13 protein-coding genes are annotated in these 14,777 nt (G+C 71.9%); 6 read left to right on the top strand and 7 right to left on the bottom strand.

Features of this window, described 5'->3' with window-relative positions:
* Positions 1-6 precede the first annotated feature (6 nt).
* Positions 7-450 (top strand): MarR family winged helix-turn-helix transcriptional regulator, encoded by a 444-nt coding sequence (locus QWI33_RS23790; RefSeq protein ID WP_289959453.1) that lies wholly within the window; start codon positions 7-9, stop codon positions 448-450.
* A 7-nt stretch (positions 451-457) separates the two neighbouring features.
* On the opposite strand, the gene QWI33_RS23785 is transcribed toward QWI33_RS23790, so the two are convergent.
* Positions 458-1,567 carry an epoxide hydrolase family protein gene (locus QWI33_RS23785; protein WP_289959452.1) on the bottom strand — a complete coding sequence of 370 codons (1,110 nt, stop codon included), beginning with the start codon at positions 1,565-1,567 and terminating at the stop codon, positions 458-460.
* A gap of 148 nt (positions 1,568-1,715) precedes the next feature.
* Positions 1,716-2,522: a class I SAM-dependent methyltransferase gene (locus QWI33_RS23780; RefSeq protein ID WP_289959450.1), complete on the bottom strand. Its 807-nt coding sequence runs from the start codon at positions 2,520-2,522 to the stop codon at positions 1,716-1,718.
* A gap of 211 nt (positions 2,523-2,733) precedes the next feature.
* Between QWI33_RS23780 and QWI33_RS23775 the strand changes: the two genes are divergently transcribed.
* On the top strand, positions 2,734-3,747 hold the full coding sequence (locus QWI33_RS23775; RefSeq protein WP_289959449.1) for a phosphotransferase enzyme family protein: 1,014 nt from the start codon (positions 2,734-2,736) through the stop codon (positions 3,745-3,747).
* Between the two features lie 59 nt (positions 3,748-3,806).
* Positions 3,807-4,427 carry a hypothetical protein gene (locus tag QWI33_RS23770; protein ID WP_289959447.1) on the top strand — a complete coding sequence of 207 codons (621 nt, stop codon included), beginning with the start codon at positions 3,807-3,809 and terminating at the stop codon, positions 4,425-4,427.
* 14 nt (positions 4,428-4,441) lie between these two features.
* On the opposite strand, the gene QWI33_RS23765 is transcribed toward QWI33_RS23770, so the two are convergent.
* The 5 genes from QWI33_RS23765 to QWI33_RS23745 all read right to left on the bottom strand — a co-directional run bounded on the left by QWI33_RS23765 (position 4,442) and on the right by QWI33_RS23745 (position 9,779).
* Complete coding sequence (locus tag QWI33_RS23765) at positions 4,442-5,776, bottom strand: jacalin-like lectin (RefSeq protein ID WP_289959445.1); 1,335 nt, start codon at positions 5,774-5,776, stop codon at positions 4,442-4,444.
* 130 nt (positions 5,777-5,906) lie between these two features.
* On the bottom strand, positions 5,907-6,260 hold the full coding sequence (locus QWI33_RS23760; protein WP_289959444.1) for a DoxX family protein: 354 nt from the start codon (positions 6,258-6,260) through the stop codon (positions 5,907-5,909).
* A 14-nt stretch (positions 6,261-6,274) separates the two neighbouring features.
* Entirely contained in the window at positions 6,275-6,940 is a 666-nt protein-coding gene (locus QWI33_RS23755) for an NAD(P)-dependent oxidoreductase (RefSeq protein WP_289959443.1), read from the bottom strand.
* A gap of 87 nt (positions 6,941-7,027) precedes the next feature.
* On the bottom strand, positions 7,028-7,915 hold the full coding sequence (locus QWI33_RS23750) for a sigma-70 family RNA polymerase sigma factor (RefSeq protein ID WP_289959442.1): 888 nt from the start codon (positions 7,913-7,915) through the stop codon (positions 7,028-7,030).
* A 169-nt stretch (positions 7,916-8,084) separates the two neighbouring features.
* Positions 8,085-9,779, bottom strand: a complete 1,695-nt coding sequence (locus QWI33_RS23745) for a DUF2264 domain-containing protein (protein ID WP_289959441.1) — start codon at positions 9,777-9,779, stop codon at positions 8,085-8,087.
* Positions 9,780-9,942: 163 nt separating this feature from the next.
* Here QWI33_RS23745 and lanKC point away from each other — a divergent pair, with 163 nt between their 5' ends.
* The 3 genes from lanKC (at position 9,943) to QWI33_RS23730 (ending at position 14,561) form a co-directional block, all read left to right on the top strand.
* Positions 9,943-12,528 (top strand): class III lanthionine synthetase LanKC, encoded by a 2,586-nt coding sequence (gene lanKC / locus QWI33_RS23740; RefSeq protein ID WP_289959440.1) that lies wholly within the window; start codon positions 9,943-9,945, stop codon positions 12,526-12,528.
* A 20-nt stretch (positions 12,529-12,548) separates the two neighbouring features.
* Complete coding sequence (locus QWI33_RS23735; RefSeq protein WP_270116863.1) at positions 12,549-12,695, top strand: SapB/AmfS family lanthipeptide; 147 nt, start codon at positions 12,549-12,551, stop codon at positions 12,693-12,695.
* A 69-nt stretch (positions 12,696-12,764) separates the two neighbouring features.
* Complete coding sequence (locus QWI33_RS23730; RefSeq protein WP_289959439.1) at positions 12,765-14,561, top strand: ATP-binding cassette domain-containing protein; 1,797 nt, start codon at positions 12,765-12,767, stop codon at positions 14,559-14,561.
* Positions 14,562-14,777: the final 216 nt, after the last annotated feature.

Raw genomic sequence — 14,777 nt, 5'->3', positions numbered from 1 at the left:
CGGCGGGTGACCCGATGGCTCGACCCAGGCCAGCAACGCGACTGGCGCGCCTTCATCGAAGGCTCGATACGGATCATCGACCTCCTCGACCAGCGCCTGCGCGAACAGCACGGCCTGAGCCTCGCCGAATTCGAGATCCTCGTGCGCCTCTCCGAGTCCGAAGGCAGGATGCGCATGGCCGAGCTCGCCGAGCTCGCCTACTACTCGCGCAGCCGCCTCTCCCACCAGATCAAACGCCTCGAAGCGCGCGGCCTCGTCCGCCGCGAGACCGTCCCCGACGACAAGCGAGGCGTCCTCGCCGCCCTCACCGCCGAAGGAACCGCGGCACTCGACGCCGCCGCCCGCGACAATCTCGAGACCGTCCGCGAGCACTTCGTGGACGCGGTCGAGCCGGCCGACCTCCGCGCGCTCGGCCGTGCCATGCGCGCGGTCGCCGACCGGCTCGGGTGAACCCGGCCTACGCGGCTTCCTTGAGGCGGGCCAGGAAGAACTCCCGCACATCCGCGGCGAGCAGCTCCGGGACCTCCATCGCCGCGAAGTGGCCGCCGCGCTCGAACTCCGACCAGTGCCGCACGTCGAACAGCCGCTCGGCCAAGGGCCGCACCGACAGGGTGATGTCGTGCGCGAACACCGCCACCCCGAGCGGCACCCGGCACGGCTCGCCCTGCGTGGCACCGCGCTGCGTGTCGCGGTGCAGCCGCGCCGAGGAGGCCGCCGTCGCCGTCAGCCAGTACAGCGAGACGTCGGTGAGCATCCGGTCGTCGCTCACCGGGGTGGCCGGGTCCGTCCACTGCGCGAACCGCTCGGCGATCCACGCGAGCTGACCCACCGGCGAGTCGGTGAGCGCGTACCCGATCGTCTGCGGCGTCAGGGCCTGCAGCGCCTGGTACGGGGGCCGGTTCGCCATGAGGTGGCGGATCGTGTCGAGCCGGGCCTCGTCCGATGCGGAGAGCGGGCCCGCGTCGGGGTCCGGCCGGGTCGGCAGGTAGTTCACGTGCACGCCGATCACGTGCTCGGGCGCGAGGGCGCCGAGCGCGGTGGAGACGCCCGCGCCGAAGTCGCCGCCTTGCGCCCCATAGCGTTCGTACCCGAGGCGGCGCATGAGCTCGGCCCATGCCCGGGCGACGCGCGGGACGCCCCAGCCCGCCTCGTGGGTCGGCCCGGAGAAGCCGTAGCCGGGGATCGAGGGGATCACCAGGTGGAAGTCGCGCGAGAGCGGCTCGATCACGTCCAGGAACTCCAGGAACGAACCGGGCCACCCGTGCGTGAGGACCAGGGCCACCGCGTCGGGGTTCGCGGACCTGACGTGGACGAAGTGGATGTTCTGGCCTTCGATCTCGGTGGTGAAGTGCGGCAGCTCGTTGAGCATCGCCTCCTGCTCGCGCCAGCTGTAGCCGGTGCGCCAGTGCTCGGCGAGCGCCTTGAGCCGCGCGAGCGGGAACCCGTAGTCGGTCCCGGCGTCGTCGACCTCGTTGGGCCAGCGCGTGTTCGCGAGCCGGTTGTTGAGGTCGTCGAGGTCGGCCTGCGGGATGTCGATGCGGAAGGGCTTGATCTCGGTGGTGCTCATGGCGATCACTCCAAATTCGTTTGATCGACTAACGTTCATGTTGCTAACGATAGCATATTCGTTAGTGTCACCAACGATCCGACGCGGGCGTCACACCGAAAAAAAGGGGGCCGGGAGCCGAACGGCTCCCAGCCCCTTACGCACTCGGCTAGCCCTTGGCGTCCCGGCATTCGAGGATGCCGCTGCGGCTGGTGATGCGCAGCACCTCACTACCGGCGAAGTGCGCCTCCAACCGGCGCTCGATCTCGTCCATGAGCCGCCCGAAGTCATCCGGGGACAGCGCGAAGAAGTCCTCCTCGGACCGGAACGCCGCCATCAGCGGCCCCGGCTCGGGCAGTTCGATCACCCCGGGCAGATCGTGCAGGTCGACCGAGCCGAACCGCTCGGACACCAGCGACCGGGCGATCTCCAGCGAGAACCGGTCGAGGAGGACCGAGCGCGCCAGCCGCAGGTCGGTGCAGAGCACCGCGTTCGCTGCCTCTCGCCAGAGCGGCTCGTACTCGTGCTTGTCGTCCGAGGCGAGCGTCGAGACGAACAGGACCCCGCCCGGGGCGAGCACCCGCCGCAGCTCGTCGAGCGCCGCCGGGATGTCGGGCACGTGGTAGAGCATGTGCATCGCCAGCACCACGTCGGCCGAACCGTCCTCGAACGGCAGGTCCGCGACGTCCGCGACCACCGTCGGCTCCGGCACGGTCTCCAAAATCCCCGAGGCCAGGTCGACCCCGATCACCTCCGCTCCGGGAAACGCCTCGCGCAGGCGCGTCGTATAGCGGCCGTTGCCGCAGCCGACGTCGAGGATCCGCTTCGGCTCCCCGGAGAGGCGCGAGATGACGACGCCGGGGAGATCGTAGTCGGGGGTCTTGTAGGCGTAGAGCCCTTGCCGGACCGCGAGGCCCTCCTCGCTGCGGTAGTTGTCGACCTTCTGAAACCGCTCATCCGTGGTCTGTCGCTGCATCGCCGGTCCTTCCGCGTTCTTGTCGGGCCCCGCGAACCGCACGGGCCCACTGCTTTCGCGTACGGGTACTCCACGCGCCACCCCCGCGTCACGGTTGCGCTTGCGGCGCAACCGCATTCCTGCCCCGCGAAACCCGATTGCGCACCGGCGGCGCGTCTGCTGTGATGGCCCCACCCCACGCACCGACCGGTGCGCCAGCGAAGGAGACCGCGTGCCGCCCACCGCCTACGCCGACGCGGCGAGCACCGCGGCCGAGACCGCCCTGCTCGCCTACGACCTCCCCGCACCGCTCACCGTGTCACCGATCCGGCTCCTCAACAACGCCGTCTACGCGGTCACGGCCGCCGATGACCGCCGCTACGCCCTGCGCGTCCACCGGCCCCGGTACCGCCACCCCGACCACACCCGGTCCGAACTGGCCTACCTGGACGCCGTCCACGACGACCTGGCCGCCGCCGGCGTCCGCGTGCCGAAACCGGTGCCCGCCAAGGACGGCGCCCTCACCGTCGCGGTCCCCGACGCGCCGACCGTCCACTGCGACCTGCTGACCTGGGTCGACGGCCACGTCCAGCGCCCGGGAACCGGCCTCGGACTCAGCGGCGTACGCGAGACCGGCCGCGCCCTGGGCCACCTCCACCGGGCCGCCGCATCCTTCACCCCGCCCGCGGGCTTCCACCTCCCCACCTGGGACGCCCGGGCGCTCTTCACCGAGCACTCGCCCTACCGGCCCGGACCCCTCCACGACCTGCTGAACCCGGCCGACCGCGCCGTCTTCGACACCGTCGCCGACCAAACCGCCGAGCTCTTCGACCGCCTCGGCACCGACCCCGAGGCGTACGGGATCGTCCACCACGACTTCATCCTCCTCAACTGCCACCCCCAGCGCACGACACGGGGCTGGAGCATCGGCGTGATCGACTTCGACGAGACCGGCTGGGGCCACTACCTCGCCGACCTCGGCCCCGTCCTCGGCAACCTCAGCGACTACCCGCACTTCAGACGGCTCCGCGCCGCCTTCCTCGACGGCTACCGGTCCGTACGGCACCTGCCGACCGAACTCGAAGCGCACCTCCCGCTGCTCATGGCCGCCCGCCACGCCGCCCAATGCCTCTGGGCCGCAGGCCTGGCGCACAGCAACGGCAGCGCCGAAGTCGACACGGCCGACCACATCGCCTACCGCATGTGGGAAGTGCGCCGCTGCCTGGCGATGCGCGACGACCGCTGACCGATCCTCCAGCGCGGCATCGCGCCATTGGCGCGATGCCAATAGGATCGGCACCGGTCGTGCCCGCCCGCACGAGCACCGCGCCCCTGGAGGTTCAGCACACCTTGTCCACGTTCGTGAAGGGCCTCGCCTGGACCGTCGCGCTCCTCTCCGGAATCGCGACCATCTTCGCCCTGTTCGGCGGCCAGCAATGGCTCGAGCAGCAAGGATGGACCCTCGCCCCGAGCGCCACCCCGAACGTCGAGGTCGTCGAGCAGACCACTTCGGCCACCCCCGACGCGCCCACCGACGACCCGGCCGAAACCGAAGCCGCCGAGTCCGACTCCGAGAACCAGGGCTCCCCGGCACCGACGACCGCGGACTCCGCGCTCGCCTCGGCCTGGGCAGCCGTGAACGCCTGGTCCGAACGCACCTTCGACAACCTCCTCTGGGGCATCGTCGCGATCGGCGTCTCAATGCTCGTCGCCGGGGCCGCGGGTGCACTGTTCGCCGCCGCCCAGTACGCGATCTCCGGACTCGCGGCGTTCTTCCAAAGGGTCTTCGGCGTGGTGCTCCTCGCCGTCGTCGTGGCGATGGCCTTCCTCCTCCTCGGCGCCGAATCCGGCTACCTGGTCTGGTTCCTCGTGCTCACCGGCATCAGCGTCCCGTTGGGCTACTTCGTCTCAGACGAGTTCGGCTGAGCCGGTCGCACCCGTCACCGGCGTGTGTAGACCACGCCCACCTTGTCCAGGGCCGCTGCGGCACGGCCGTGGAAACCGGCGATCTGCCAACCTGGCGGGGCCGTGAACGTCGTGCAGTCGCCCGTAGCCGTACCGCCCTCGAGCGTGCGGCCGGTACTGGTCGTGAAGCGGGCGTAGAAGATCCGCGTGTGGTTGTCGTGCTTGCCCTGGCAGACGCGCAGAGCGGTCGGGTACTCCCCCGCCGCCAGCGTCAACTCTTTGAGCGTGCCGCCGCTGCCGCCGTGCGTGAGGACGGTGCCGTCGATGAGGGTCGCGCCGATCTGGTCGATCCGCTCCCCCGCGCGCAGACGCAGGACACGGGCGGCGTCGCCCGCGTCGAGGTCGTCCACATCGGTGAAGAACTCGCCGTGCGGGCCGCCGGCCTGGTCGCTGAGGGTGAAGTCGCCGCCCGTGGACCAGGAGAAGTCCACACTGATCGGGTAGTGGTCGGAGAGGTTCCCGCCGCTCCCGTCCCTGAACGCGGCGTGGTCGTTGCGGTACTGGCCCGCGTCGAGCTTGACGTGCTCGCCCGAGCGGTAGAGGACCTTGTCGACGACCTCGCAGCCCGCATCGACCGTGGCGTCCTCGCAGACGATCGCCTCATCGCCCTCGTTCGGGGCGTCGCCGCCGCGCACGAGTTCGACCCAAGCGTCGGTGAGGCCGTTGGCGGCCGCGAACTCGGCGATGCCGTCGCCGCGCGTGTAGCGCGTGTTGGTGTCGCCGTAAACGATCACCGCGTTCCCGGCCGAGTGCGTCGCCATGTGCGCCGACACCTGCGCGAGGTTCGCTTCGCGGGCGGCGACGTCGCCGGGTTCGCTCCCGGCGTCGGTGTGCAGGTTGTACAGGTCGACCCACACGCCTTCGGCGAGGCGGGCGCGCATGAACGTGAAGCCCTTGGGGGTCAGGCAGTCGCCCGAGCCGGAGGAGCACTGCTGCCACTTGACACGCTCGAAGTCCTCGAACGGCAGGTCCGAGAGCGTGTTGAGGCCGTCGCCGAACGGCACGCCGCCGCTCGTGGGCGTCCGGTGCGGATGGTCGTCCGCCGCGTACAGCGCCGCATGGTAGTTGAAGTCCTCCTGGACGTGCACGATGTCGTACGCGCCCAGGCGGGACCCGATGATCGGGGTGTTCGTCTCAGGGTCCCCGTCGCCGATCCCCAGCGGCAGGCCCGCGATGTTGTAGGAGAGGACGGAGAGGTCGCCGCTGAGTGCGGCCTCCTGCGCCGCGACCGGTTCGGGCGCGGCGGCGAGGGTGAGGGCGGCGAGCGAGGTCAGCGCGGTGAGCGCCGCCAGGCGGGGCGGGAGGTGCATGCGGCTCCAGAGGGCTTGCGGCCGAGGAGGACTCGGCTTCTCGGTTGTCGGCCCTCAGATTGCCCGAATAATGCGAAATGTTCAAGACTGCCGCGAGAACCCCGCCCCGCCTGGTGGTGAACGCTCGCGCTCACACCGCCAGGCCGAGCGCCAGGAGCACGATCGAGGAGGCCAGGAACGTGAACGTCCCGACGGTCTCCTTCGGCCAGAAGTCCGCCAACACGTGCGTGTGGACCGCACAAGTCCAGAACAGCACCAGGCCGGCCGCCGCCGCGAGGCCCACCGGCGGAAACGCCAGGCCGAGCAGGAGGCCGATCCCGCCGGCGGCCTTGAGGACGCCGATCGGGAAGACCAGCATCGACTGCGGCACGTTCGCGCCGTCCATGAGCGGCAGGATCACCTTGAGGCGGACCATCGCGCCGATCCCCGAACCGAGGTTGAGGACGCCGAACGTGATCGCGAGGACGAAGTAGAGCGTTGACATGACGAGACTCCCTGTCAGTAAGCGGTGGTGAGGTAGGTGCGCGAGGCGCGCTGGTCGTCGATCGCGCCGATCATCGCGTGGGCGACGTCGGCGCGGGAGATCTTGAGCGCCAAGGGCAGGCTGGTGCCGTAGGCGACCTGGTAGATACCGGTGAGCGGTCCGTCCGTGAGGCGCGGCGGGCGCACCGAGGTCCAGTTGAGCCCGCTCTCGTCGAGCAGCTCCTCCATCGCGGCGACGTCCCGCATATGCGTGCCGATCACGGCCCGCGCGATCGGCAGGGTCACGAAGTTGAGGAACGGCCCCGCACCCGGTTCGCGGCGCGGCGGCCGTGGGCGGGACGAGGTCGCGACGGTGGTGAGGCCGATGCCGCTCACGGTGATGAGCCGCTGCGCCCCGGCCGCCTGCATCGCCGCGATGATGCGCGCAGTGCCGGGGGCGACGATGCCGGTCTCGGATTTGGCGCGCGGACCGAGGCAGGAGAGGACCGCGTCCGCCCCGGCCACGGCCGCGACGAGGGCTTCGGTGACCGGATCGGCGAGATCAACGGCCACAGCCGGAACCAGATTGTCTATTTTGGAGAGATCGCGGGCGACGGCGGTCACGTCGTGGCCCGCTTCGAGCGCCTGGGCGAGCACGGCGCGGCCGACCCCGCCCGTCGCTGCGATGACGGTGAGCTTCATTGGACTTCCTCGGATTCGCGCCGGATCGGCGCACAGTGATGGAGCACCGCTGCCGGCGGACCGGCACGGCATGAAGGGCGCTGAAGTTCAGCGCAGGGTGGTGAGCTTCTGCGGGTTCGTGACCGCGTACACCGCGGCGACCCGGTCGAGATCCGGGGTCAGGTCGAGCATGAGGACCCCGACGACCCGGCCCTCGCGCCACATCAGCGCCGCGGGCGAGCCGTTCACCGGGCGGAACTCGACCTCGAGCCCCTCATGGCGGCGGAACCGGCGGCTGACCAGCAGCGCCGCGATCCGCTCGGCATCGCGCATCGGCCGCGGCCCGGCCGCGGGACCCAGGCCCCCGCCGTCGCAGGTGAGCACCACGTCCGGCGCCATGAGCCCGAGCAGCCCGTCGATGTCCCCGCCCGAGACGGCGGCCATGAACCGCTCGGTGACCTGCCGGTGCACCGCCGGGTCCACCGCGAACTTCGGGCGCCGCGACTGGACGTGCGACCGGGCGCGGTGCGCGGTCTGCCGCACCGACGCCGGCGAGCGCCCCAGCAGCTCGGCGATCTCGCCGTGCGCGTACCCGAACACCTCGGCGAGCACGAACACCGCCCGCTCGGCCGGGGTCAGCGATTCGAGGACCACCATGAGCGCCAACGAGACCGACTCGGCCCGCAGCGCCGGCTCCGCGGCGTCGGGCGCCGCTTCGGTGAGCACCGGCTCGGGCAGCCACGGCCCGATATAGGTCTCGCGGCGGCGCTTCACCGCGTCCTGGCGGGCGATCGCGGCATTGATGCCCACCCGCACCAGGTACGCGCGGGCGTGCTCGATCGGCGCGCCGTGCGAGCGGCGCTCCCATGCCAGCCAGACGTCCTGGAGCACGTCCTCGGTGTCGGCGACGGTGCCCAGCATCCCGTACACGATGCCGAACAGCAGCTCGCGGTGCTCGTTGAACACCACGGCCGGTGGATCTGGAACTGCGTTCACGGCGGCCCTCCTCAGCGTTTTCGGCCTGTCGCACTCCAAGAGCCGAACAGGGCCGCCGTTTGTGACACCCGCATCGCGATCGTGACCGGGCTCGCAGTCGTTCTTCTGGTGAGAGCGCGGCGAAGCCGCGCACGTTTCAGTCTTTTTGTCTGTTTTTCAAAGAGAGGCGTTAAGCCTCGGTTCCGATATATATCAGAGATTTCAGCACGTGCTTGCCCGGCTCGAGGACCCCTCTGAGCACCGGCAGCACCGTTGCGGGCCAGTACAAGTGCGTGCCAGGCATCGGCTGGATCAGCGCCGCCTCCCGCTCCCCCGTGCTGTCGATCAACTCCGAACGCAGCCCCGCACTCGACACCACCACATGGGACTCCTCGACCTCCGAGACGTGGCCCGGCATGGGAACGCACCAGCCGCCCTCCCCCGTGTGCAGCACCCGCTCGGTCTCGATCACATGGATGCGGGCGTGCCACCCGTCGACCGCCGCCTCCAGCGAGGTCGTGATGGTCACGTCCTCCCACGGCTGCCAGTTGACGGTGAGCACCCCCTTCTCGTCGATCGACCCCTCATCGGAGTCCTCACGGCCGCGCCAGTGCCGGCCGTCCTCCGACAACAGCAGCGCCCCGTCCGGCACCGCCGACTCAAGGCCCGGACCACCGGTCGCATGCGAGAACCCCGCCAGCGTCGAGTACGCCAGCTTCCCGTACGCCGCCTCGCCGGTGCGCGCCCACGGCACCCACGCCTGCCCGTTCAACCGCGTCACATGGCCGCCGCGGTCGCGCACATGCACCGCGCGCGCCGCCTTGTGCGGCTCCACCCCCGCGCCCGGCAGCGCCGCCTCCACCGTCCAGAACGGATGATCGGCCGGGGCCAGCAGCCCGGCGAAGACCTTCGTCGCCCACCACGGGGAGCCCGCGGTCAAGTACTGCTCGGCGACCGCGTTGTTCGGGTACGCGTACCCCACCGTCAACCGCCCCTCCGGGTCCAGGATCGGCTTGTCCCACCACCATTCGAGGTGGCGGCGGCTGAACCCGGCGGCCTCGGCCCACGGCACCGCCTCCACGTCCGCGGCGGCCAGCGCGCCCCACAGGCAGCCCTGCGCGAACCGGTAGCCCAGGCTGCGCCCGTAGGGGACGGCCGCGCCGTCGGCACTGAACCACGACCGGAACTTGCGGGCGAACGCCCCCGCGTTCGCCACGTACCGGTCGTCCCCGGCGAGCTTGTAGTGCAGGAGCGCGTAGGTGTGGAACGCGAACGGGTTGTAGTAGTCGACGCGCCCGCCCGGGCCGTCCTCGAAGACGCTGTCGCCGAGCGCGAAGTCGCCCATGCGCTCCAAGTGGCCGTTGGCGACGGCCGGGTCGTGGGCGATGCCCAGCCGCTTGAGTCCGTGGCCGGCGAACACCGGGAAGTAGTGCCAGTTCATGTCGGCCACCGGGCCGTTGTAGGCGCCGGTCAGCCACGCCGCGAGCTTGTCCTTCGCTTTGGGGGCCAGGGGGTCCCAGAGCCTGTCGGGGGCGAGGCTGCAGGCCCAGCCGACCGCGGCGGCCTCGACGATGCGCTGGCCGCCGTTCGCGGCGTCGCCGACGTACCAGGCGTCCTCGGGGTCGACGGCGCGGGCGAGGGTGGCGGCGAGGGAGGCCCACAGGTCGTCGGGGACGGCGTCCTTGGCGGCGGCCAGGCCCCAGAGCGGGCGGGTCAGCAGTTCGAACCAGTCCTCGGCGTGGGAGTGGTTCGACATGGTCACGGGTGTGGCGTCGGGACCGGCGGCGGCCAGCTCGGCGGCGGGCCTGCCGATCGCGAGCGCGGCCGAGGCCCACCCGGTGTGGCTGTGGTCGAGCGGTCCGAACGTTCGCAGCGGTGAAGTCACGCTGGCAGACGCTATCAATGCCGGTGCCGTACGGCAAGGGGTCCCGGGGGCGGCCATGGGATATTCACGGCGGAATCAGTGATGAATCAGGGTGGTTCGGACCTTTGGGATCTTGCAGGATGAGGTGCAGCACAAGGGGTGCGGCTCAGGGAGGATCCGGATGATGGACGACAGGTACGCGGCCTTCACCATGGCGGACCCGGCCTTCTACGACGCGATGTACTCGGCCGAGACGGCGGGCGCTTCGTTCGAGGTGGCCGGGCGGGACCTCCCGGAGGGCTGGCGTCGCTCGGAGTCCGACGACTGGCTGACGATGCGCCGCGACGACACCGCACTGCCGTTGCAGGGCTGGAAGATCCACGCTTCGGCCACGATGGACGGCGCGGAGCGGGTGCTGGCGGCGGTGTGGGACTACTGCGTGCCGCGCGGCATCCAGTTCAAGTTCCTGCGGTCCTCTGCCGCGCTGCTCGTGCGGGTGTCGAAATACGCGCCCCGCGGCTACTCGGGGAAGCTCGTGACGATCTACCCGGGCTCCGATGCGGAGTGCGAGCGCATCCTCTCCGAACTGGGAGCGCTGCTCGACGGTGAGGCGGGGCCGTACATCCTCAGCGACCTGCGCTGGGGTGCGGGACCGCTGCACGTCCGGTACGGGGCCTTCGCGAACCGGTACACGACCGACGCCAGAGGCGCGGTCGTCCCGGCCCTGCTGGACGGCGAGGGCCGCCTCGTGGCCGACCGGCGCGACCCGGTGTTCCACGTCCCCGACTGGGTCGAGCTCCCCGAGTTCCTCGCACCGCACCTGGAGGCCCGCAGCGCGGTCAAGGTGGACGAGATCCCCTACACGATCGAACGGGTCCTGCACTTCTCCAACGGCGGCGGCATCTACCTCGCCCGCGACCGCGAAGGGCGCCAGGCGGTCCTGAAGGAGGGTCGCCCGCACGCCGGCCTCGACGCCTGGGGCGCCGACGCGGTCGCCCGCGTCGAGCACGAGCACCAGGTCCTGGAGCGCCTCACCGGCGTCCCCGGCGTGCCCGAGTCGCACGGCGTGTTCTGGCTCGGCGAGCACCGCTTCCTCGCCATGGAGTACGTGGAGGGCGACGTGCTGAGCAAGGCCGTCGTCACCCGCTACCCGCTCGTGGACGCCGACGCGACCGCCGAGGAGTACGCCGCCTTCACCGCCTGGGCGGTCGACGTGCACGACCAGATCGCCGCCGTCGTCGCCCAGATCCACGAACGCGGCCTCTCCTACGGCGACCTGCACCTGTTCAACGTGATGGTCCGCCCCGACGGGCGCGCCTGCCTCCTCGACTTCGAAGTCGCCGGGGACGTCGACGCCGAACGCCGTGCGGGCCTCGGCAACCAGGGCTTCGCCGCCCCGCGCTCGCTCACCGGCGCCGCCGCCGACCGGTACTCGCTCGCGTGCATGAAGCTCGCCCTGTTCCTGCCGATGACGAACCTGCTCGGCCTCCACCGGCTCAAGGCCCGCCACTTCGCCGAGATCATCCGCGAGCGCTTCCCCGTCCCCGACGGCTGGCTCGACGATGCCGTGGACCTCATCGCCCCGCCCGAATACGCCTACGAGGCCCCGAGCACCGAGCCCGACGACTGGCCGGCCGTGCGCGACGCGATCACCCGCGCCATCGTCGCCGGCGCCACCCCCGAACGTGACGACCGGCTCTTCCCCGGCGACGTGCAGCAGTTCGAGTCCGGCGGGCTCGGCCTCGCCTTCGGCGCCGCCGGCGTCCTGCACGCCCTGGACGCCGCGGGCGCCGGACGGTTCGAGCGGTTCGAGGACTGGCTCCTGCAGCGCGCCACCAGCCCCGCCCCCGGCTCGCGCCTCGGCCTCTACGACGGCCTGTGCGGCGCCGCCTTCACCCTCGACCGGCTCGGGCACCACCAGGCCGCCCTCGACACCGTCGACGTCGTCCTCAGCGAGGACTGGAAGTCCTTGGGCGGCGACCTGTTCGGCGGCCTCACCGGCATCGGCCTCAACCTCCTCCACCTGGGCGCGGCGCGCGGCGAACCGGACCTGACCGAGACCGGGCTGGCCTGCGCGGGCCTCGTCGCCGACCGGCTCGAAGCCGAGACCGCCGGCGGACCCCGCAGCGGCGGCCGCGAACCGTGGGCCGGACTCATGCGCGGCGGCGCCGGACGCGCCATGCTCCTCATGGGCGCCTTCGACACCACCGGCGACACCGCCTACCTCGACACCGCCGCGGCCGCGCTGCGCGCCGACCTCGGCCGCAGCGTCGTCCGCTCCAACGGCTCCCGCGAGATCGACGAGGGCTGGCGCACCATGCCCTACCTGGAAGCCGGCAGCGTCGGCCTCGGCCTCGCCCTCGACGCCTACCTCACCCGGCGCCCCGACGCCGCGTTCGCCGAGGCCTCCGAGCAGCTCGCCCTCGCCGCCCGCTCCCCCATGTACATCCTCCCGGGCCTGTTCACCGGCCGCGCCGGCATCCTCCTGTACCTCGCCGGACGCACCGAGCACCCCGCCGCCGACCCGGCCGTGCGCGACCAGGCCCGCGCCCTCGCCTGGCACGCCCTCCCCTACGCGGACGGCATGGCCTTCCCCGGCACCGGCCTGCTGCGGCTCTCCATGGACCTCGCGACCGGGAGCGCGGGCGTCCTGCTCGCCCTCGCCGCGGCACTCGAAGCGGGGCCCGAAGCCCGGCTCCCGCTGATCGGCAGTTCCACTGCCCCACAGACACCCGCGCCTCGCGCGCAGGTGAACCCAGTTTCCCAGTAGAACGACGAAAGGACACGAACATGGCTCTCCTCGACCTGCAAGGCATGGAAGGCAACAACGAGCTCAACACGGCCGGCAGCAGCAACAGCGGGCACTCCTGCCCGTCCAACCTGAGCGCCACCCTCTGCGGCGGCACCAGCAGCCTGAGCATCCTGCTCTGCCACTAGCCGAATCCGAACCTCGGCCCCGGACGGCGCACTGCCGTCCGGGGCCGAGGTCGATGAACGGAGCCGCCGATGACCGCCCCCGCACTCGCATTCGGCACCGTCGTGCGCCGCTCCCGCCGCACGCTCCCCCTCCTCGGCGCCTCCGCCCTCGCCGGGACGCTGAGCCTGCTCGCCCTGCCGCTGGCGCTCGCGAACGCGATCGACAGCGCCGTCGCCGGCCGCGGGGCCCAGACCTGGACGTGGATCGCGGCGGCGCTGATCCTGCTCGGCGTCGCATGCGACCTCGTCGACGCCTTCACCGAGACCACCTGCACCGCGGACGCGGCGGCCTGGCTCCGCCGCGGGCTCGTACGGCGCATGCTCGGCATCCCCCACCGCATCCGCGAATTCGACACCGGCGACCTCGTCGCCCGCACCTCGGCAGGCGCCGCGGACGCCGCCCAAGCCGGGCCCGGCGTCATCGGCGGACTGGCCGCGGCACTGCCGCCCGTGGGCGCACTGGGCATGCTGCTGTGGCTCGACTGGACGCTCGCATTGGCGTTCGCGATCGGCCTCGCCTTGGTGGCGATGGTGCTGCGGCTCTTCGCGAAAGAGACCGCCGCCGCCGCGATGGCCTACCAGCGGGCGCAGGGGACCATGGCGGCGCGACTGACCGAGGCGATCGGCGGCAGGCGCACCATCGCTGCCGCGGGCACCGTCGACACCGAGACCGAACGCGTCCTGTCCGACCTCCCCGAACTCGCCGAGCACGGCAAGGCGAGCTGGCGCGCCCTCTCGGCAGCCGGCGCGAGAGCGGCGGTCGCCGGTCCACTGGCGACGGTCGGCGTGCTGGCGGTCGCCGGAATCCTGGTGGGCCACGGCAGGATGAGCGCGGGCGAGGTGCTGGCGGCAGGCCAGTACGCGATGCTCGGCGCGGGCCTGGGCTCACTGACCGGCGTGCTCGGCGTCCTCGCGCGCGCGAAAGCGGCGGTGGCGCGACTCGGCGAAGTCCACGCGGTGCCGGTGCTCGAGTACGGCGACCGAACCCTGCCCCAGGGCACCCGCACGAACGGCGAGCAGCCCGCACGCGAAGGCGAGGACACCGGCTCGGCCGGCGCCGCGCGCACCGACCGCTCGGCGAAAGCCGCATCGGTGCCGAGCCAGGGACTGCCCGCCGGTCCTGGTGCGCCTCATTCGACTCACGGCCTGCTCGAACTCCGCGCGGTGACCGTGGAAGGCCCGACAGGACCGCTCCTCGAAGACGTCACGTTCACCGTCCCCGGCGGCGCGGTCGCGGCGGTCGTGGGCGCCTCCGGGTCGGGAAAATCGGTGCTCGCAGCAGTCGCGTCGCGGCTGCGCGACCCCGATCGCGGCGAGGTGCGCTTGGACGGGGTCCCCTTGCACCACTTGTCGTCCGAGGCACTGCGAGACGCGGTGGGCACCGCATCCGAACGCCCGGCGCTCGCCGGAGCCACCCTCGCCGACGCGATGGGACCGGGCCGGCCCCGCGAAGCGGTGACGGCCGCAGCAGCGGCGGTCGGCGCCGACGGCTTCGCCGAACGCCTCCCGGACCGCTACGACACACCGCTCGACCAGGTCCCCATGTCGGGCGGCGAAGCCCAGCGCATCGGCCTCGCCCGCGCCTGGCGAGCCGAACGCCTCCTGGTGCTGGACGACGCGACCGCCGCCCTGGACGCGGTCAGCGAACTGCGCATCGCCGAAGCATTGGCCGCGAGCGGCCGAACGAGGCTCGTGGTGACGCACCAGGTCCGGGTCGCGGCCCAGGCGGACATGGTGGTGTGGCTGGAAGCGGGCGCAGTGCGAGCCGCGGGTCCGCATCGGACCCTGTGGGCCGACCCCGACTACCGGGAGGTCTTCTACCAATGAACTCAGACCAGCGTCCGGGCCCCACTACGACGACAATGCAGCCGCCCGGCAAGGCGCCGCGCGCCGTCGCCGTCGCCCCGACCCCGGGCCCTCATCCCCACCACCGACGCCGTTCACGCTCGCGTTCGCGTGCGACCCACCGCGCGAACCCCTGGACACTGCGGTGGCATGTCACGCATCACCCCCGCCGCTCCTCACATTGCTCGGCGGCCGCGT

The organism is Glycomyces tritici (assembly GCF_030403505.1).
Note: the sequence above shows the minus strand (reverse complement) of the source record. Positions and strands in the feature narration are given on the sequence as shown.

What these genes read in the sequence shown, in the direction of transcription:
- QWI33_RS23755 (WP_289959443.1), bottom strand. Translation starts at nt 6,940, where the DNA reads ATGAAGCTCACCGTCATCGCAGCGACGGGCGGGGTCGGCCGCGCCGTG.
- QWI33_RS23730 (WP_289959439.1), top strand. Translation starts at nt 12,765, where the DNA reads ATGACCGCCCCCGCACTCGCATTCGGCACCGTCGTGCGCCGCTCCCGC.
- QWI33_RS23785 (WP_289959452.1), bottom strand. Translation starts at nt 1,567, where the DNA reads ATGAGCACCACCGAGATCAAGCCCTTCCGCATCGACATCCCGCAGGCC.
- QWI33_RS23780 (WP_289959450.1), bottom strand. Translation starts at nt 2,522, where the DNA reads ATGCAGCGACAGACCACGGATGAGCGGTTTCAGAAGGTCGACAACTAC.
- QWI33_RS23765 (WP_289959445.1), bottom strand. Translation starts at nt 5,776, where the DNA reads ATGCACCTCCCGCCCCGCCTGGCGGCGCTCACCGCGCTGACCTCGCTC.
- QWI33_RS23735 (WP_270116863.1), top strand. Translation starts at nt 12,549, where the DNA reads ATGGCTCTCCTCGACCTGCAAGGCATGGAAGGCAACAACGAGCTCAAC.
- QWI33_RS23760 (WP_289959444.1), bottom strand. Translation starts at nt 6,260, where the DNA reads ATGTCAACGCTCTACTTCGTCCTCGCGATCACGTTCGGCGTCCTCAAC.
- lanKC (WP_289959440.1), top strand. Translation starts at nt 9,943, where the DNA reads ATGGACGACAGGTACGCGGCCTTCACCATGGCGGACCCGGCCTTCTAC.